Annotated in this window: 18 protein-coding genes; all 18 read right to left on the bottom strand. The window is 44.1% G+C overall.

All coding sequences use genetic code 11. The annotated features are described in order from the left end of the window. Entirely contained in the window at positions 1-1,050 is a 1,050-nt protein-coding gene (locus L2703_RS09155) for a rod shape-determining protein (RefSeq protein ID WP_248970798.1), read from the bottom strand. Positions 1,051-1,243: 193 nt separating this feature from the next. Continuing rightward, the gene (locus L2703_RS09150; RefSeq protein ID WP_248970797.1) at positions 1,244-5,839 is read right to left on the bottom strand and encodes a DUF6701 domain-containing protein; all 4,596 of its coding nucleotides are present in this window, start codon (positions 5,837-5,839) and stop codon (positions 1,244-1,246) included. Then, on the bottom strand, positions 5,829-6,284 hold the full coding sequence (locus tag L2703_RS09145; protein ID WP_248970796.1) for an MSHA biogenesis protein MshP: 456 nt from the start codon (positions 6,282-6,284) through the stop codon (positions 5,829-5,831). The genes L2703_RS09150 and L2703_RS09145 overlap by 11 nt, the downstream gene beginning before the upstream one ends. Further along, positions 6,274-7,101 (bottom strand): PilW family protein, encoded by an 828-nt coding sequence (locus L2703_RS09140; RefSeq protein WP_248970795.1) that lies wholly within the window; start codon positions 7,099-7,101, stop codon positions 6,274-6,276. Before L2703_RS09140 ends, L2703_RS09145 begins: the two co-directional genes overlap by 11 nt. Beyond that, positions 7,101-7,631 (bottom strand): prepilin-type N-terminal cleavage/methylation domain-containing protein, encoded by a 531-nt coding sequence (locus L2703_RS09135; protein WP_248970794.1) that lies wholly within the window; start codon positions 7,629-7,631, stop codon positions 7,101-7,103. Before L2703_RS09135 ends, L2703_RS09140 begins: the two co-directional genes overlap by 1 nt. Continuing rightward, positions 7,621-8,100: a pilus assembly FimT family protein gene (locus L2703_RS09130; RefSeq protein ID WP_248970793.1), complete on the bottom strand. Its 480-nt coding sequence runs from the start codon at positions 8,098-8,100 to the stop codon at positions 7,621-7,623. The genes L2703_RS09135 and L2703_RS09130 overlap by 11 nt, the downstream gene beginning before the upstream one ends. Positions 8,101-8,315: 215 nt before the next feature. Further along, entirely contained in the window at positions 8,316-8,819 is a 504-nt protein-coding gene (locus L2703_RS09125) for a type II secretion system protein (RefSeq protein WP_248970792.1), read from the bottom strand. 70 nt (positions 8,820-8,889) lie between these two features. Next, the gene (locus tag L2703_RS09120) at positions 8,890-9,495 is read right to left on the bottom strand and encodes a pilin (RefSeq protein ID WP_248970791.1); all 606 of its coding nucleotides are present in this window, start codon (positions 9,493-9,495) and stop codon (positions 8,890-8,892) included. 103 nt (positions 9,496-9,598) lie between these two features. Then, on the bottom strand, positions 9,599-10,186 hold the full coding sequence (locus L2703_RS09115; RefSeq protein WP_248970790.1) for a hypothetical protein: 588 nt from the start codon (positions 10,184-10,186) through the stop codon (positions 9,599-9,601). A 32-nt stretch (positions 10,187-10,218) separates the two neighbouring features. Further along, on the bottom strand, positions 10,219-11,433 hold the full coding sequence (locus tag L2703_RS09110) for a type II secretion system F family protein (RefSeq protein ID WP_248970789.1): 1,215 nt from the start codon (positions 11,431-11,433) through the stop codon (positions 10,219-10,221). A gap of 2 nt (positions 11,434-11,435) precedes the next feature. Further along, complete coding sequence (locus L2703_RS09105) at positions 11,436-13,196, bottom strand: GspE/PulE family protein (protein WP_248970788.1); 1,761 nt, start codon at positions 13,194-13,196, stop codon at positions 11,436-11,438. Continuing rightward, positions 13,193-14,533, bottom strand: coding sequence for a tetratricopeptide repeat protein (locus L2703_RS09100; RefSeq protein WP_248970787.1), 1,341 nt, complete (start codon positions 14,531-14,533; stop codon positions 13,193-13,195). Before L2703_RS09100 ends, L2703_RS09105 begins: the two co-directional genes overlap by 4 nt. Further along, positions 14,533-15,468, bottom strand: a complete 936-nt coding sequence (locus tag L2703_RS09095; protein ID WP_248970786.1) for an ExeA family protein — start codon at positions 15,466-15,468, stop codon at positions 14,533-14,535. Before L2703_RS09095 ends, L2703_RS09100 begins: the two co-directional genes overlap by 1 nt. A gap of 19 nt (positions 15,469-15,487) precedes the next feature. Further along, positions 15,488-17,140, bottom strand: coding sequence for a pilus (MSHA type) biogenesis protein MshL (mshL, locus tag L2703_RS09090; protein WP_248970785.1), 1,653 nt, complete (start codon positions 17,138-17,140; stop codon positions 15,488-15,490). Between the two features lie 13 nt (positions 17,141-17,153). Continuing rightward, positions 17,154-17,438, bottom strand: a complete 285-nt coding sequence (locus L2703_RS09085; RefSeq protein ID WP_248970852.1) for an MSHA biogenesis protein MshK — start codon at positions 17,436-17,438, stop codon at positions 17,154-17,156. Positions 17,439-17,472: 34 nt separating this feature from the next. Beyond that, positions 17,473-18,129 carry an MSHA biogenesis protein MshJ gene (locus L2703_RS09080; protein ID WP_248970784.1) on the bottom strand — a complete coding sequence of 219 codons (657 nt, stop codon included), beginning with the start codon at positions 18,127-18,129 and terminating at the stop codon, positions 17,473-17,475. Further along, positions 18,126-18,746 carry a PilN domain-containing protein gene (locus tag L2703_RS09075; protein ID WP_248970783.1) on the bottom strand — a complete coding sequence of 207 codons (621 nt, stop codon included), beginning with the start codon at positions 18,744-18,746 and terminating at the stop codon, positions 18,126-18,128. The genes L2703_RS09080 and L2703_RS09075 overlap by 4 nt, the downstream gene beginning before the upstream one ends. After that, complete coding sequence (locus L2703_RS09070; protein ID WP_248970782.1) at positions 18,743-19,624, bottom strand: biogenesis protein MshI; 882 nt, start codon at positions 19,622-19,624, stop codon at positions 18,743-18,745. Before L2703_RS09070 ends, L2703_RS09075 begins: the two co-directional genes overlap by 4 nt. Between the last annotated feature and the right edge of the window lie 13 nt (positions 19,625-19,637).

The raw sequence follows: 19,637 nt of genomic DNA, 5'->3' as shown, positions 1-19,637 counted from the left end.
TTAGTTCTCTTCTGAGAACAAATCACCACCATGCATGTCAATCATTTCAAGCGCTTTACCACCACCACGAGCCACACAAGTGAGCGGATCGTCAGCAACCATTACAGGGATGCCGGTTTCTTGCATCAGCAAGCGGTCTAAGTCACGCAGTAACGCACCACCACCGGTTAATACCATGCCGCGCTCTGAAATATCTGACGCTAATTCTGGTGGAGATTGCTCTAGTGCCACCATGACCGCACTCACAATGCCCGATAAAGGCTCTTGCAGTGCTTCTAAAATTTCGTTGCTATTTAAGGTAAAGCTTCTTGGTACACCCTCTGCAAGATTACGACCGCGTACTTCAATTTCAAGCACTTCGTCACCTGGGTATGCGGTACCAATAGTATGCTTAATACGCTCGGCTGTGGCTTCACCAATTAAGCTGCCATAGTTACGGCGAACATAGTTAATAATGGCATCATCAAACTTATCACCACCAATTCGTACTGATGAAGAGTAAACCACACCATTTAACGAAATAATCGCAACTTCGGTTGTACCACCACCAATATCAACAACCATAGAGCCCGTTGCCTCAGACACAGGTAAACCCGCACCAATCGCTGCAGCCATTGGCTCTTCGATAAGGTACACTTCACGCGCACCTGCACCCATGGCCGATTCACGAATGGCTCGACGCTCTACCTGAGTTGCCCCTACAGGCACACACACAAGCACCCGAGGACTAGGACGAAAGAAACTGTTGTTGTGCACTTGCTTAATAAAGTGCTGAAGCATTTTCTCGGTCACATAAAAGTCGGCAATCACGCCATCTTTCATTGGACGAATAGCTTGAATATTCCCCGGCGTTCGGCCTAGCATTTGTTTTGCATCAGTACCCACAGCAGCAACAGACTTTGACCCATTGCTATTACGTTCGCCACGAATGGCAACGACTGAGGGTTCATTCAACACGATACCTTCATCGCGAACATAAATAAGTGTGTTTGCCGTACCTAAATCGATCGATAGGTCGTTAGAAAAAATGCCGCGCAGCTTTTTGAACATGTATCAGGCCTGTATTCTGTGGAGTCAGAAGAAAGAAAAATCAGCTAACTTTATCAATGACACCCCTATTCTACAAGACCGAACAGGTTAACAATTGCTAATCTGGCGTTTTTTTTTACAAAAGCATGTAAAAAAACGTCGATCGAGCAAGATTAATCCTAAAAAGCGTAAAAACGATGCTTTTTTATTCCGATTATTGCCCGACTTCACGCCAATAAATGATCCGATCATGGCCACGATAGCGGCCAAAGAAGGCACTTGCTCTTGGGTCATAAAGTACTGTCGGGCTAGCGTCATCCCAATTCCAATACCACTGTAGCCAATTGTCTACTTGTAACGGTGCAGTCACTTGACCTCGATATGCATTAGAACCTGTGTTTTGCCATAATAAAGTCAGTAAGCCATTATTAACCAAACTGCCATTATCGGTGCGTGTAATGGTTTGACCTGCCGTTAATGTTGGAGCATACACTTCGGTTCCATCAAGGGGATCACTGACTTGAGTGCAACTGTCATTGGTGTTCGTTATCCAGGCACTGCCACTCCAGTACTGCGCATAGGTTGGCATGCGTAATACTTCATTTTCTGGGCCAAAGGTATTATCCATCACCACTCTGCCATGACGAAAATCTTGTGTTGATAGTAATTTAGCGTTACACGTGCTCGTATCGGTACAAATATCACTGCTATCGGCGCGCATATCAGGCGACGCCACAAACGCTACATTACCATCATTGTCAGCCACTAAAACGCCAACATCCAATAAACCAAATGGCCCGTCTACGCCTGGTGAGGTTGTACGACTAAAAAGCGCTTGGTAGGTAACATCGACACTTGCTTGGCCTAATGACCAAGTACTGGCATTAACAGGCAAGGCGCTTAACCGGTGACTTAGCTCAACACCATCATTAGCATTTTCTGCAACCAAACTGGCACTGGCTTTAGCAAAACTGCCTTGATAATTTTGAGTAACATAGCTGCCCGTGTTCAATGCATCTAAGGTTAATGTTAAGCCAAAGGGCTGATCCATGTAGGTAAAACTACCACATGATGGCAACACACTTGAGCTACTCACTAAAAAACGGTCGGGTACAAACCGGCCGATATTAGGTGATAACGCCAGTGGTATGTCATAAAAAGTTGAGCCTAAATAGCTACTTGGAGGCTTGGCACTAAAAGTGAACACCCCAACCTCACTAACTGACTGTGACACGGTATTACTGTTGGTGGTTTCGGCCACATGGTTATATTGCGACGAGCCAACACTCCCTAACACACCACCTGAAGGTGACACTAATTGGTGGGCAAGTGCAATATTGTCATGAACATAATTTGGGGTATTAAGGTTATCGCAATAATTGCCATCACCATCGGCCTGCCAAGCTTTGCCTTGTATCACTAAGTCAAACGACTCCCCCGCTTTTTTATAGCGATTACAACTGCTATTTCCTGCCGAGCACTGCGCAGCTGTGTCTTTAGGTGTGACGCACAACCCCACGGGAAAACTCACAAATGGGTCTGAGCCCAACATGATTAAGCCTGCTTCGTCGCCACTGCCGGTGTATTGCGCATCAAGTTGCATTTTGCCAGCATCGGGATAATTCACGTTAATATTGGCCTTACCTGTTGCATCAAAAGCTAACGCGATTGAGGTTGCCGCTGAACTTTGCTTACCTACTACGGTATTGTTCACTGTGACCGACTGGCCATTTATTGGTGTCACAGGGTCAAGGTATGTGCTCCAAAAACTGACATTTTTAGTTGTGTTTGCAAACGTTGGAATACATTGCAGGGTTTCATCGGACTTTTTCACGGCACTAATTGCAATGTTGCCCGACGGTTTATTTGCCAATTTATCTGGCACATCAAAAATAAAACCACTGTCAGCAAAGACTAAATTACAGTTTGCCGCACTCGCAGCGCCGCCATTAATACGACAGAGTGTTTGGCTAAATGCCGTCGTGCTAGGTACAGATCCTGTCACGCCTAAGGTCACGGTACCTGCGGTATTACTGCGTAATTGCAAATCGGATTTTTGGCCACCGGTAAATGTCACTACATTACCCCCCACCCAACCGCCGCCACCGCTGACCACAGCAGGGCTTAGCGTCGCCGTCACACTGTCTGTCACCGTTAAACTGCAATCGGCATTGGCACAGGCTTTAATTGATAATGTTTTAGGGGCGCACGTCACCCCCTGACCAGAATATGAGTATTCAAAGTGATCAATCTGAATGCCTATTGGCTCAGATTGCAAAGCACAAATTTCAACATTGTCGATTTCGTGGTTATTGGTGGCTCCCCCTGTCGACCCCGTTAAAGAAAGCAAGAAGTTGTCCGGAATTGCAGCTTGAGTCGAGATTGCCGCCGCATCAAATGCCGATATGATTTCCACAAACCCACTCCCCGTATCACGTTCAACTTTTACGACCGACTGGTTAGCAATTTGTGAGTCAACGGTAATTCGATAACGATGCGCTGGTGACACATTATTATTATCTACCGTCGGCGACAAACAACTGCCGCCAGTATTGGTCGTGCCATTGCTACAAGTTCCCCGTAAATAAGGGTATCCAGAAGTACCCGAACCTGAACCACGAATAGACACTGACTGACGGCGACGACCAGGACCATTTGGGCCGCCCTCTGCTGAAAAGTTACCGTATTCATCAATACCAAAACCTAACCAACCACCAGCAAACCCATTAACATTAGAGCGAGCACCATATCCCATCGGCCCACCCGCAGCGCCGGGCTGTGGTGTAATTGATGCGTCTGACAATACAAAGGCAATACCGTCGGCACCGGTACCGCCATAGGCATAATGATCAAATTCGATTTCAACTTTATTGTTTTTACCCGGAAACAAGCGCTGATAGGTTGTCGAGGTAGCCTGATTCGTTTTGGCTTCTGTTTGCCTTAAGCGGCCGCTAACTATTGACGGAGTAAATGTTCCAGCACTTTTAGCTGCAACCCAGTCAGTACCCAGTTCGGTGCGTTCAAATTCATCCGTAAAACACTGACGAATTGGGGTTAATTTCTCTAGTGCGACAAAACTGTAGTTTTCCCAAACATGGTTACGGTCATTATCTCTAAAATTATCTTCATCAGTCACCATACTGACATTGGTGCTAGTTAATACACAGCGCCGCAACCATCCGCCATCGCCCCCGCGGCGACTGTTTTTACTCGCAACCAGAGTTGGAATATTGGTAAATCCTGTTAGCACAGTGAAATACTGGCACTGATTTCCAACCGAAGTGGTGCCAGATGAATTAAATGTTTGTGACAGTCCAAAATGATAATTGACATTGTTGCCATCTAACACCAATGCGCCGCTACCGGACTTTACGGCCAGGTAAGCAATTTGCTCATTTTGCAAGCTGTTATTATTAAGCTTGCCCGGTTCACACTGGCCAGAATTATTTCGTACTTCAGACGCATCCATCGCTAACTGGATGCCGTTACTGGTAAATTGTGAGGTACTGGTTAACCAACAATTATTATTTTGGGTTTGCAACTGATTAAGCACCACATTTTGGGTGCTGGGCAAGGTAACATCTACATATTGATTATTGGAACCAATCAAGGCTTTATTTTGTAACACACTGCCGGCAATGAGCTGGGTGCCATTACTTAAATCAAATGTGCCCGGCGTGACGGCAATCCAATGCACCTCAGGCATTTCGGTCGCCACGCTGTTCCCCGCAGACAACGCGCGAGTCCAGGTAAACCCTGTTTCGCTGATCGATGATAAAAATGCACTTTGGCGGCTGTCATTGTTTGCATCAGAATCTGAAATGGTCGGCATAATAAACACCAGAGGTTTTACACCACTTGTAAAAGGGGTATCAAACACCACATTTTTAGACGCCACACCTGAGGTTGCTTGTGATTTACCATACTGAATATGAAAGCTGACACCAAGTGGTTCGGAGTCTGTTACTGATGCGCTATCGCCCATATTCAAATAGCGTGAGGAAATGCGCCCTTTAATCGCCGAACTGCTATAAAGCGATAATGTCTCATTACTGTATACATAGGCTGTAACATCTGAAGTGCCGGTCAATTGCAAATTGTTGTACGCAACAATCTGTAATTGATACAGGTTGGCAGTATTCACAGTGGCACTATTAAATTGGCTACTGTTTTTAATGAATAGCCTTACATCACCTTTTAACACCACTTTTGAACCACTATTTAATGTCAATGACTCAATAAAATAGTCGCCCGCGGTTAATTCTAACGTAGCATTATTGCCAGCCGCTATCGATGTAAATCGATACTCAGATTGGCTTGCAGACATACTTAGGGTACAAGCCGAATATAAGCTAACATTGCCAAACTGGCTTTGACCATCTTGTCCAAGCTGTAAGCTATCCCCTGTATTACAATAATTAATATTTCCGCCAGCGGCTGAGCTGGTTAAAAAAGCATTGTCACCGGTTAAATTAAGGCCAATTAAATCATAACCTAATGTGGTGCATTTTCGGCCAGTACCATCGAGCTCATCACAGCTGTCAGTCGGTAAGCCGGATCCATCATTTGAGCTACAATACGCTAAAGGCAGCCCTAAGGTTCCGCGAATTTTAGCGCTGTTGTTTAAGGTAAACTGAGTAGAGGTGATACCTGCACAAGGTAGAGGGTCTGGGTTGCCATATTGATGATGCCCTTGAGCAACGGTAGCCCAAGTCGCAGACTCGTCAATGGTACCAAAGCCATGGGCATGACTTGCCAATAACAAGGTGAAAATGATGACAATGACATTCACTAAAGGTTTAATTACCACGAGCTTCAACCTCCACTTGGCGACTGACTCGTAAACAGGTAGAAGTGCTTCCACCGCCACTGCAATCGCCCGTTTGGCAAATCGCCAAACTGCTTATTCGGTATTGAATAACACTGCCCACCGTCGCTGCATTACAGCTTATCGTGACACTACAGCTATAAAAACCAAGCGCATTTGCCGGTGCAGTCCACGTTGAGCTTACATTACTGCAATTGGCTAACGAGCCATTTAGCGGAAATAATTGCGCCAGCGCAGCGTCAGCACCACTGTTAGCACTAAATAATGCTCTGGTACCCCACACTTCAACATTTACCGACTCATCAGCATCACCAACTATTCGAATTAGGCTCGCCGCAACCAGAAATAACACGGTTAACACAAAAATACCGATAATTAATGCGCTACCACGTTGAGTATGATGAGTTAACTTACGCTTAAGGGACATTCATCACCTGCACTTGATGTTGGTACTGAAACGTTTCACCATTAACGCTGAAAATCGGCTGTAAGTGTACTATGGCATTAGTTATCAGTGTTGCTGGTGTCAGTGTAATAGCAGGATTAACCGTTAAGGCATTTGAGACATTTTGTGCCATCAATACGCCACTTCCCATTGCCGTCGGTGCAGGTTGATTAATTTGATAGCCATAGCCTTGATATAAGCGTAAATCAATATTAGTACTTGTTTGTACAAAGCAGTAACTTAACGGAGTATCAGCAATATACAGTCGCTGTAAAGGTGAAGCCTCACTAAAGCGCACGGTTTGCGTCAAAGTAATAGTTAACTCATCACCTGTTGCGGCAACACTCTGAACGGTAAATCGCTTAGCGGTTGTCCCCTGGGGATGATAAACCTCTGCATTAGTTAAAGGATAAATCAGCACAGATTGTCCCGCAGAAATACCACTAATGCTTTTTATCGCGGTTAAGGTATTGCTTGCTGTGTGTGGCACAAATGGCGCATCGAGGTAAGAGGTGCTGGTCTCAATAGGCAATAATTCAATACATTGATAACTGCCATCTGATGCGGTCAAAATACGCATACTGTTTGGCACGGCTCGGCGGATATCTCGGGTCATTCGCTCAATACCAAAACGGCTTTGGCTGAGAACTTGGTCTACCGAACTTGACTCAACAAAGATTCGAGTGCCAAAAATAACAAAGCTGCTTACCCCCACCAATACAATCCCTAAGATCAAAATGACAGTGACCATTTCAACTAAAGTGAAACCTTTTGTGCTCGCATGCTGATTAGGTCGCATCAGTAGTTACTCCTCACCGCTTGGTAAGTAATCACTTCATTCGCTGGGGTTGTTACATCGACAGTAATTAATTTTTCCGCCTGGGTTGTAGCATCAAGATAACTCACTGTAACAGACAACTTAAAACCCGGATAAGCTTGAGCGTATGTTTGGCTTGAGTTGAGCATATTACTTGCTTCACTTAACCCTTGGTAATCATCAACATCGTTAAAAGCGTCACGATTTTCGCCATCATTACCCAACAGTGAGGCTGCGGAACAACTCAGACCCGCTGGCGCATTACAGGCAGGAACACCGCCGTTGGCATTGGTGTTTTGATCGTAACGTTTACCCCAAATTTCATTCATCACTGAATGCGCAAGCTCAGCTGAACGCACCCTTTGCAAAGTGGCTGCCGCTCTGTCTGCCTGCGGAAATAACATGCTGGTTAACATCACAATGCCAACTGCAATAACCAGCATACCAATCACTAATTCAATTAATGTGAAACCACCATGAATAGCATGAGCCGAATGGCGTTTATTGGGCATATATATACCCCTCAGTTTCCACGGCAATAGCAAGGGTGTCGTCTGCTACGGCATTAAAGCAATGACCTGCACATGCTGGAGAAGTCATTCGTCCATGACTGTCAAAGGTTATCGAAAAAACCTGACTCGCACTGCTGGCAAGTTCGATATGGGCTCCACCGCTGAATGTTTGCGGCGGCTCTGCACGAAATTGATTACTACAGCTATTGCCTACTCGATCATTAAAATAACGTAAGGTATACCCACTGGTATTTACATCCAACTGGTAGCATTGATCGGTATTTTGAATCGCTTTTAGCTGCACGTACCTGAGCTCGCTTATAAACTCATTACGCAAGGTGAAGGCACTGTATGATGAACTAGACAACAGGCGCGGCAATACCGTCACGGCAAGAATACCAATCAAGATAATGGTGGTAACTAATTCAACTAGAGTAAAGCCGAGTTGATTATTCCGCTGCGGACTCAATGTGAAAACACCCTCTATCATTCCGTCAATCGATATTTCGATACGCCAATAACTTAAACTACAACAGTGTCATAGACTTATACTAGCTGATCCAGTATGGCAAAAACAGCCAATTTTGTCTGCTTATTTATAAAGCAACCTAAGCCGTAAGCATTTGCATAGCGATCAACTCCCAAAAAAAAACCTGCCGAAGCAGGTTTTATTAATTGTCTATATTAACAACTCGTTGCTGCAGGAATCGCACCATACACTGGCAAAGTAGTCGATGTTGCTGGTGTGTAGGTAAAAGTACAAGTATATGGTGCACCTTTCTGCCAAAAACTAACAACACCTGAGCTAACTGAAATAGCCCAATCACCAGTTGATGATACATTACCTGTAGTTGGAGCGGTAATTACTTGAGCTGTGATATCTAATGCACGGGTAAAGTTAGTTGACGTAGAATCCATGTAACCATATAGCGTAGATACAACGTCAGTTGTTCCAGTCCCAATAGTAACATTAGCCGCTGTAGAACTTTTTTCTAAGCCTGCTAGTGCCGCTTTAGAATAAACCAAGGTATTTGCACCTTGAATCGACGCTTTTAAGCCATTTAACGCTGACACACGTGCATCGCCTTGTAAGTTAATAAACTTAGGCGCGGCAGTGACCGCTAAAATACCGAGAATAATAATCACAACGACGAGCTCGATTAATGTAAAACCTTGTTGTTTTTGCATATAAAATAACCTCTTTTAAAATAAATCTTTATCCATGCGAACATGGCGTAATCGACTTGGCTGTTAATGATTAATTATTACTAAAGGCAACCACTTGCCCAGTACCTGGATTGTATGTCACACCTTTAGCACCTGACGTTGAAAGGTCTGGTGTTGGTGTTGGCACGCCATTAGCTTGATTCAAGGTTAATGAAGCCACCTGATGATAAACACATAAATCAAGATTGTTTACCGTTACGCCATCAATACTGGTTGACGAACCACCCACCGCATTTTGAACACGCACGGTATAACGTTGATCGCTTGCATCTTGGTTAAACAGTACATTGCGTGGTGCATTTTGCAATACAGAGTCAAAGACTTCTTGGCAAGTGTCATTCGTCATTGTGGTGGCGCTAGTATTTGTTGTACCCGTTGGAAAACCAAAACGAGTGTCAAGTGACACAGTTGTTCCATCTAATACCACACTGGTATTACGACGGCCGTCAACTTCCCATTGTGCACGAACAAAACTCACTGCGGTTGCTAAACCACCAGCAACACCATCAACGCTGGCATCTTCTGCATCATCGGTTACATTTAAAAAGCGTGGAATGGCTGTCGCAGCTAATAAACCTAAAATCACGATCACAATAACCAACTCGATTAATGAAAAACCTTGTTGTTTTAATTTCATAGTACCTCACTCTTTTTAAATGTTTTTATTACAAACACTAACGCTACTATAACTTCCATAATATTAGCAGCTTATTAAAATTATATCACCAGTGATAGTTTTTTTACTTCTCTGCTGATAAAAATATCACCCGTCCAGTGAGCAATTGATAACTTAAACTCGATTGATTAGGCGAGACATACCGACACACCTTATCTTCAGCCTGGTACTCCACAGACAACGCTAACTCACTTGTGCGAGTCGCTAATAACTGCTGCCATAATTGCTGACAACCATCATTATCAAAGGTGTCTACAATAGGCCACCCTTTTGCCGATAATGTAATCCAATTGTCTGTGCCGATTAACTCCGCTTCGGTGTTATCTGATGCCGCTGAAGCTGAAAACTGCCCATTTTTTGACGATTCAGTCGCTACATCACTATCAGAGTTATTAAGCACTTTTGGTGCCACATTATACCAAGACAACAACATTCTATTAGGTCGCCCAGAAGTGAGCCACTGACTCTTCACCATAGCTAAGACATTTAAAAGTCGATTATGTTCAAATGCTAAACCTTGGCTGGTCAAAATAGGTTCAGTCTTAATATAACGCGCACCTAAAACAGATAACACAATCAGTAACACCACAATCGCTATCATTTTGCCATAGACTTTTAGCAAATCATCATCAGCCTTTTGTTGACTTAGCATAGTGTTGTCCGGTGTGTAATCAACATGGTGAGTTAACCACCTTTCACAACTTTTAGCATGTCCCACATTGGTAAATAGATACCTAACGCAAGGATCAACACAATACCAGCCACAAAACCAATTAAAATCGGCTCTAATTTAGCGGTTAAATTTTTTAAATCGTAATCAACTTCACCTTCATAAAAATCTGCGGCATCATTTAATAATTGATCAATTTGACCTGTCTCTTCACCTACAGCAACCATTTGCAGCACTAAAGGAGTAAATAAGTGACTGGCATTAGACACTCTTAACATTGAATCTCCCGACTCAATTCCACGTCGCATACCGACTATTTTGTCGTGCATGTAGGCATTATCGACCGCATCGGCAACCAAACTTAAAGCTTGTGTCATTGGTACACCTGCACTGAGCATCATTGAAAAACTTCGGCAATAACGAGACAACGTCGAGCGCTCAATAATGGAGCCTACAACCGGAATGTGTAGTTTCCACAGGTCCCATTGTTTTTCACCCTTTTCGGTATGATGCCAGTAACGCACACCAAGAATTACCCCCACCAATACCGCCAACATTAATGCCCAATAATTAACGAAGATATTAGATGTGGTGATTAATATTTTGGTCGCCCAGGGCAAATCTGCACCAAATCGCGAAAACATATCTGCAAATTTTGGTATCACCATAATATTAAGAATAACCATTGCAATCGTTATCGCAATTAATACAAAAATCGGATAACGCATTGCCGCTTTAATACGCCGACGGGTTTCTTGCTCGCGCTCTATATAATGCGATAACTGAATAAAAGCATCTTCTAATTTACCTGTGTTTTCACCCACATGGATCATAGAAACAAATAACGAATCAAACACATCAGGATGTTGATTCATTGCAGAAGATAATGGACGACCAGAGGTTAATTGCTCAGAAATATCATCTAACGCGTGTTTCATACGTGCAGAGTGAGTGGTTTCAGACAACCCAGCTATGGCACGTAATATAGGAATACCAGAACGCGTCAATGAGTACATTTGTCGTGTAAAAATCTGCAGTTCTTCTAATGATACCTTGCTCTTAAACAAGGCCATCGAAAACGATTGCTTAGGCTTAACCTCAGTGAGCTCTAATGGAATAATACCACGCGACAGTAAGATATCTGCAGCGGCACTTTCGCTTGCCGACTCAAGCTGCGCGGTTACCGCTTTACCCTGTGCATTACGACCTCGATATTGATACGTTGGCATAGTTACGCCTCGGTGCTAGGCTGATTAACCAAGTCTGTTGATAATGCCATATTTGACTCACTGACATCTTCAACTAACTTAGCCACCTCTTCTAGGGTGGTGGTGCCTTGAAATAAATACTCCATTGCCGAGTGTGCGAGCGGAATAAAGTTAGGGCTGCGCACCGCTGCGCGGGCAAAATCTTGTGGATTACCCGTACGCATGGCATCAATCATGTTTTCATCTAGTTCTAAAATTTCAAAAATACCAATACGGCCACGATACCCAGAGCCGTTACAGGTTTGGCAACCTGTGCCTATTTTAAAACTTGCCCCATTAATGTCTTGCTTAGTCACACTAGACAACCAGCTACGCTCTGCTGCTGTAGGTTGATAATCCACAGCACAGTTATTGCACACTCGGCGCACTAATCGCTGGGCAATAATCACGCGCAAAGCGCTGGCAACCAAATAACTTGCCGCGCCCATATCAAGTAATCTTAAGGCGCTGGTGACTGCATCATTGGTATGCAAGGTTGATAATACAAAGTGACCCGTTAATGCACCTCGCAAGCCAATTTCAACGGTTTCTTGATCTCGCATTTCCCCTACCATGATGATATCGGGGTCTTGGCGTAAGGTGGTACGCAGTACATTAGAAAAGTTTAAACCAATTTTGTGATTAACTTGCACTTGGTTTATACGCGGTAACTGATATTCCACCGGATCTTCTACGGTAATGATTTTTCTATCAGGCGTGTTTAACTCACTTAAAATACCGTACAAAGTTGTGGTTTTACCGCTACCTGTTGGCCCGGTAACTAATAACATGCCGTGAGGACGTTTAATTTGTTTACGAATACGCGCCACGATGTGTGGTGGCATACCGGTTTCATCAAGGGTACGCAAGCCTGTGGTTTGATCTAACAAACGCATCACCACAGATTCGCCATGATAAATAGGCATGGTCGACATACGCACATCAATTTTATGACCTTTAATTTCAATATGAAAACGCCCATCTTGCGGCATACGTTTTTCAGAAATATCGAGTCCAGCCATTAGCTTAAGCCGAAGCACTAAAGCCGAGGCTATATTGACTTCGCTTAATGTATTTTCATGTAATTGACCATCAATACGTTGGCGAATACGTAATACCTTTTCACCAGGTTCAATATGAATATCCGATGCGCGCATTTGCACCGCATCTTCAAAAATAGACTGCAACAACTTAACCACTGTGGTTTCGTTATCTGCATCGCCTTCTGTCAAACTACTGAGGTCAAACATGTCATCAGCGGCATATTCTTCTTCAAGCTTGCCGGCAATTTCAGCAATTTGCCCCGTACGGCGATATAAATTATCAAATGCGTCTAATAGCTGCTGCTCTGGGGCAACGGCAAGCATTAATTGCTTGGGAGCAACTAGTAGCTCTAAATTATCTATCGCCTGTAAGTCAGCAGGATCGCTCATGGCAATCAATACATGATCAGCGCCGCTTTCAACAACCAGTGCACGATAACGCCTTGCTTGCACTTCCGGAAGAATATTGACCACCTCGGCGGCAATGGGTCTACGGCTAATATCAAGGTATGGCAGGTTAAGCTGTTGAGATAAAAATTGGAGTAATTGATCTTCAGTAATACTCTTTAAATCAATTAGCGTGCGGCCAAGTTTTTTACCACTATTACGCTGCTCTGTCAGTGCTTGCTGCAATTGTGCTTCGGTAATAATGAGCTCTTGCACCAGAAGATCACCTAAGCGCATCTTTAACTTTGGTTTCATCGGTTTTCTCCTAGCTGAGCTAATCGGGTTTCAATAAAATTCATGGCAGACGTCGACAATCCTTCATAGCTTAGTGCAGAACGATAAGCTTGAGCTGCCGGGATGTATTTTTGTTGTGAGTCTAACGCAAAACCCAGCCCCATCCACCAGCGAGCTTGAGTCGATTCGCTCTTTAATAAATTACGGTACGCTTGTTCTGCCAGTATAAAATCTTGCGTGTTTTGTGCCAGCTCAGTTTGAGCGACCCACTTGTCTCGAGCCCAACTTGAATTATCTGGAATGCTCGCCAACGTCATACCTGCACGATCAAAAGCTTTTACCTCGGTTTGGATCCGCGACAAAATGACATAAAACTCCCACTCTTGTGGAAACATACTAATACCACTTTCTAATAAGCGCATTGCAGTGGTGGTATTATTTTGAGCATAGTAAATGGCCACTAGCTGTTTACGTGCTTTATGTAAGTTTGGTTGTAAAATAATGGCTTCTAAATAAAAGCTGGCCGCATCATCGACGTTTTGTGCACTTTCGGCCTCTATCGCTTTACGGTACTGTAATTGCGCCATTTGTGTTTTACTAAGAACAACCTCTTTAACCGTCATGCTGTTCGCAGCCCCTGCAGAACCAGCGGCAACCTGCCCAGAACCAATATTAGCGTTAGAGACATTATCAGGTGATGTTTTGGCAGGTGTGTTATGCGTTACAGCAACCACAGAGGCATCGCTATCGCTAACCACGTTAGGGGTTTCTGTGGCTGCAACCTCGATTTGAGCCGTTTGCTTTGTGGCATTAGACTCGTTAGAGGCAAGTACCACTGAGTTATCTTGTGAATCAACCGCTCCGGCCTCTGGCTCATTCAACGGGTCTTTACTCACCGTTAACGGGGTGTCACTCGCAGCACCATTACCGAGCGTATTAACCACAGCTTCTGAGGCTACAGCATTATCGGTAGGCGCTTCAACACTGGCTGTGCGGCTGGTTTGTTCTAACGCTGGCACATCAGTTTGCGGCTGAGTAATTGATTGAGCTGGTGAATCTACAGCGTTGTCGGTGGCACTGAGCGCGAGTGTGTCTGACGTATTTACTTCAGCAATTGCCGGTGCTAACGATGGTTCGGCTTCCTGATACATTGACACACCAAACCAAAGTGCTGGGATCAATAGCAGTAAACACACACCGGCCATAATCAATGGTGAGCGAGATTTTTCTGTTTGGTAATACTGAACTTGAGGGCGAACAAACTCCCCCTGCGATTGAGAAGGTGTTGCCGTAGACTGCTGCGTTTCTGGTTTTTGACGCTGCTCTAAATCACGCAGCATTTTTATTATCACACTCATTAATGCTCACTTATCCGTGTCAACCACTCACCGCCAACATCCATAAACCCCAACAATAGCATCATGACTAACAGTAACATAATCAACAGTATGCTAGAGCGTGAGAATCCTGAGCGCTCGGTTAAATTAATGTCTTCTGTGTCACGTATAGCGGCGCGGCAATGTTTGGTCGACACCCGTTGACGCCCCTCACCGTAACAAAGCAGTAAACTTTTATGGGCTAATATGTTAACCAAGCGGGGGATGCCGCGAGCGGCTTTAGCTAATAACTTAATGTCGCTTACACTGAATAAATCAGCCCCTTGATAACCCGCTACGCCTAATCGATATTGAATATAGGCGCGTATTTCATCCCAACTTAACGGGCGTAAATGATAGCTAAAGGTTATCCGCTGCCGTAACTGCCTAAACGTCGCTTGGGCGAGTCGCTCATCTAACTCAGGCTGGCCAAATAACACCACCTGCAGCAACTTACGACTTTCAGTTTCTAAATTAGTAAATAAGCGTAATGCTTCAATACTGTCATCAGGCAATGCTTGAGCTTCATCTAATACCAGTACAACATGAAAGCCTTGGTGATTTAACTCGAGTAATCGTTCATGGATCAAGCGCGTTAATTGCTGCTGATCAAGCTTATTTGGCAAAGATAACCCCAACTCGGCAGCCACTGCAAAACGCAATTCTTTTGGCGTTAAATAAGGATTGGGCAAATACGCACAGTGGTATTGAGTCGGCAAATCGTTTAATAACTTGCGACAAACTAATGTTTTCCCGGTTCCGACTTCACCAGTCACTTTGATAAAACCTTCACCGGTTTCTAATGCGGTTTGCAACACCTGTAAGGCTTCTACATGGGGTGATAATCCAAAAAAGAACCCAGTATTGGGCGTCAGCGTAAAAGGGAGCTGCGCCATGCCAAAGTGTTGCAAATACATAGCTAATTATGTTCCATCATTACTTAGAAGGATACCAACGTTCAATTAAATCTTGCGAACGTTTAAGCTCATCTTTCCAAGTATCTAAACCCACAACTGTCGGCTTAAGTAAGATAATTAATTCTGTTTTTTGTTTTGATTTAGCGCGGCTAGTGAAAGCCTCACCTAAGAATGGAATATCACCTAATAACGGCACCTTAGACACAGTTTCGATATTTTCACTCTTCATTAAACCACCAATGACAACAACGTCACCCGAGGCGGCTCTAATGACGGTATCAGACTCACGGATCTCACTTTGCGCCAACGGTAACTCGAGGCTTGAATCGCTAATTTGAATGGTTTTAGTTTGCTCTTGTACCTCAATCACCGACGGATGAACATGCAATAGAACATTACCATTTTCATCAATTTGCGGAGTCACATCTAAGGCAATACCAGAGAAAAATGGCGTTAACTCAACCTCAGGCGTGGTCACTGTCGTGGTCGATGACACAGTGGTTGTCGACACATCGGTAACAAAGTATTCATCATTACCCACTTTAATGACTGCTTTTTGATTATTTGACGCCGTTACACGCGGACTTGAAAGCACGTCCACATCACCTTGGGTGTCGAGTAAGCTAATCATGGTACTAAAATCTGTACCTTTAACGTTAATCGAAGTCACACCACCAATTACAGAAGAAATGGTATCGCCTAGGCCTTGGCCAGCGGAGGTACTAAAATCAATATTAGTGCTGTCCACATGCCCCAATACATTTTCCCACTGAATACCCTGCTGGTAGCCATCTGATAAGGTCACTTCTAAAATTTTAGCCTCTAGGATCACTTGGCGCTGTAAGTGGCTCTCAGCAGTGCTTAAAAAAGTACGCACTTGTCTTAATTCGTTAGGGTAGGCACGAATCGTCACTAAACCTGCTTGCGGCGTAACAACCACTTGGCGACCACCACCGGTTTCACCAATAATCGACACTAATGTTGCTTGTAACTCGCCCCAAAAATCGGTTTTGGTCGTTGAACGAATAAACGTACCATTGCTTTGTTCATTGCTGCCCGAATTACTGCTATTACTGTTAGAGCTACTTGAATTGCTGCTGTTATTGTTATTGCTATTTGAGTTGTCGTTGTCATCAGAGATACGTCCAGAGCTTACCGACGTTAATGATAAGCCTTCACGTTGCATATACAGATAATTTAATGGGAAGGTTTCAGTGCGCATCCCTGACGGAAACACACGTAAAATACGCCCTTGTCGACTCACTTCGTAGCCATAAATATCTTCTACAACTTGCAAGGCTTCAGACAAGGTAACCGCTTTAAGCGATAACGAAATACTTCCTTGCACATCGGGATGTACCGCCACACTTAAAGGTGTATCTTTCACCAAGCTTGGGAAAAACACGCGTGCATCAACATTATTAGCCGACACATCAAAGCGCCGCTCAGCAGGAAGCGCCCTTGCAGACGCAAGCGCATTACTGCCATTTAACTCGCGCTGAACTTCAGCTGGCATAGCGGCAGGTGGAGGAGTGACCGCAGCTGTCGCTTGCGCTTGTTGTCTTGACTCCGCCAACGCTGACTTTGCCGTCTGAGGATCTGGCCTGTCTGTCGTTTGACAAGCGACCAAACAAAGCGACATCAGAGGGGTAACATAGTTAATTATTTTCATTTTTATTCTTATCCTATCGCTCTGTTATCGACTGAAAAAGCTGAAGTTTTCTACCATCAGACAAGGTAACACTGTCTTGACCTATAGAGGATACACGTAGCCCTATGCCACTAATCGTGTCGCCTACTGAGAGAATGTGATTATTAATAACAGCGTAGGCGCGTTGCCCATTTACAATACTGTTAAGTACCAATGCCTGCTGTGACCCCGAATCAACCTGAACGGCGACATAGCCTTGGCTGGGTAATGTTGGGTCGCGTAACGTTTGCGCATTTGCATGGCCAACAAACAGTGTCATGAAACCCGCTGCGACAATGTATATTCCGCTAACACTAATTCTGTTTAGCAACACTGATAAAATCCTTATTCACACTCAGTGTGTAAAGTTCTAATTGAACAAGTGCATTAGGATGGGTATCCACACGATAATCCAAACGCTTCCAATAAAGTTTATCTGGCATGTTTTCAACTGCTGAGACAAATGCCAAAATGGCAAAGTAATCCCCTTGTAAACTCAACTTAATGCCATGGCTATATAGGTTCACACCGCTGTTTTCGCCCATATCTAACAATGGCGTTGGCGCAATAGAAGCAAATGAGGTTAACGTTACGCCTTTTGTATTACTTAATAAATTGGCTAAAACCGTCGGCATATAATCAGCTGGAACCATGTCCACCATTTGCGCCTCTAGTTGCGCATCAATCGCCTGTGTTTGTTCATTTATCAAGGCTAAGCGTTGTCGATAATCTTGGTTTGGGTCTAACTGCAAGCGCTCTTGATATAAGGCTATTTGTTGGCGTGATATGTCATTTTCCTGGTGTAATGCATTCACTTGCTTTTGCAAGGTAAGTTGTTGCTTCCATGACGATTCCAAGGGTATATACACCAGCATGCCAATGACAACGGCACAGGCAAGCGCAATGAGGGTTCTTTCCCGTTGGCTAAGATGATTGAACTTTTCAGACCATGCTGCCCATTGCTGCGTCATTGTGAAGGTTCCTTATCAGCAGTTTGGCTAGTGAGCTTAAATACCAGAGGTTGATTTTCACCTTGGTTCATCGTCATGGCAGAAAAAGCATAACCTTTCAGTGTCGATGTATTTTTTAGTTGGTCAATCCACAATGGAATACTTTGAGGCGTGCGACCATAGCCCTCAAACGCGACTCGCATAGGGCCATGATCAGGCTGCACAAGACTGATGTGACTCAACCAGACATTGGTGTTAGCCACTTTCGCTAAGTCGGTCAATAAGGGAGAATAACCTTGGCTGACTAACTCTTGACGTTGGCTCAATTCGTCTTTTAAACGCGTTTTTAGCGCTAATTGTTGTTCTTCTAGTTCAACTTTAGCCACTAATGCCGCATCGGGTTTTCTGGCTGCGATTTGAACTTCTAGCTCTATTTTTTGGGCTGTTAATTGCTGGTTATCATTATTGGCTTGTTGCAGTACGATTTGCGTCTGTTGTTGTTGCCACCAACCAAAGCCATAGCCCACAACACCGATTACAATTAACAACATCAATCCCAGCATCAGACGTGTTAATGTTAACCACTGCGTTTGTGGTAATAAATCATCACTGTATAAATTAACGCTGGTTTTAATCACACATCACCTCGTGTTAACTCTTGTAACGCCAACTGAGCCAATAAACCACAGATACCGTCTTGATTGTCTGCGTGTACTTTTTGATTAAAATTAGCGCCTACTAACTCAGCTAAGCCGACACTGTCTCCCTCAATCACAACCCTGATAGACGCCACAGGGGCTTGTCGCAGTTGGCTTTCAAAGTAATCCATTGAGCGCTGAATTTCTAAGCTTAAATTGTCGGCAATACCTTGTTGCAGCTCTTGATATGTGGCTTTACTGAGTTGACTAAACCCCCGCACCCTTCTTTGCATTAACACTTCTTCGGCTTTACCAACCATAAGTAACAATTCTTGCTGTGGTAAATGCGCCACCAGCAAGTGTGCCATATTGTCATTGGGTAACATATGCCGTAAGGCTATCTCTTCGATACTGATACCCGCAATAGTTAATCCATTACCTTGCGCGGCCGAGACCAATTTCATCATTAATGCTCGGCTAGTCACCACTACACTGATTTTAGTACTCGGAATTTGGCCAGACTCAAAATAATCTAAATGAATATCAGCGACCGGCTCAGACACCATGTCTTTTACTGCCCAAATTAAGGCTTGTGCAATTTCAGCTTGTTCAACATTGGGCTTATCGACTTGCAAGAGTTGGTAATGAGCAAAAGACAAAACCAATTGCATTCTTACGGGACCAAATTGGGCCTTAAGCTGTTCAAAGGCTTGGTTCCAATTTTGTTTGACGACAGGAATGTGAGTGACAGTATGAGTAGATGTGCCTTTTTGGACGTTACACACCCATAACGAGTCGTCGGCGATAAAAACACCCACATTCCCGGTTGTTTTGGATGAACTCCAAAAGGCTAGCTTACTCAATAAACCACTTTTCATTGGGCGTCCCATA

Origin of the sequence: Shewanella basaltis (assembly GCF_023283885.1) — a bacterium.
GTDB classification, from domain to species: Bacteria; Pseudomonadota; Gammaproteobacteria; order Enterobacterales; family Shewanellaceae; genus Shewanella; species Shewanella basaltis.
This window is presented reverse-complemented; position numbering and strand designations above follow the sequence as displayed.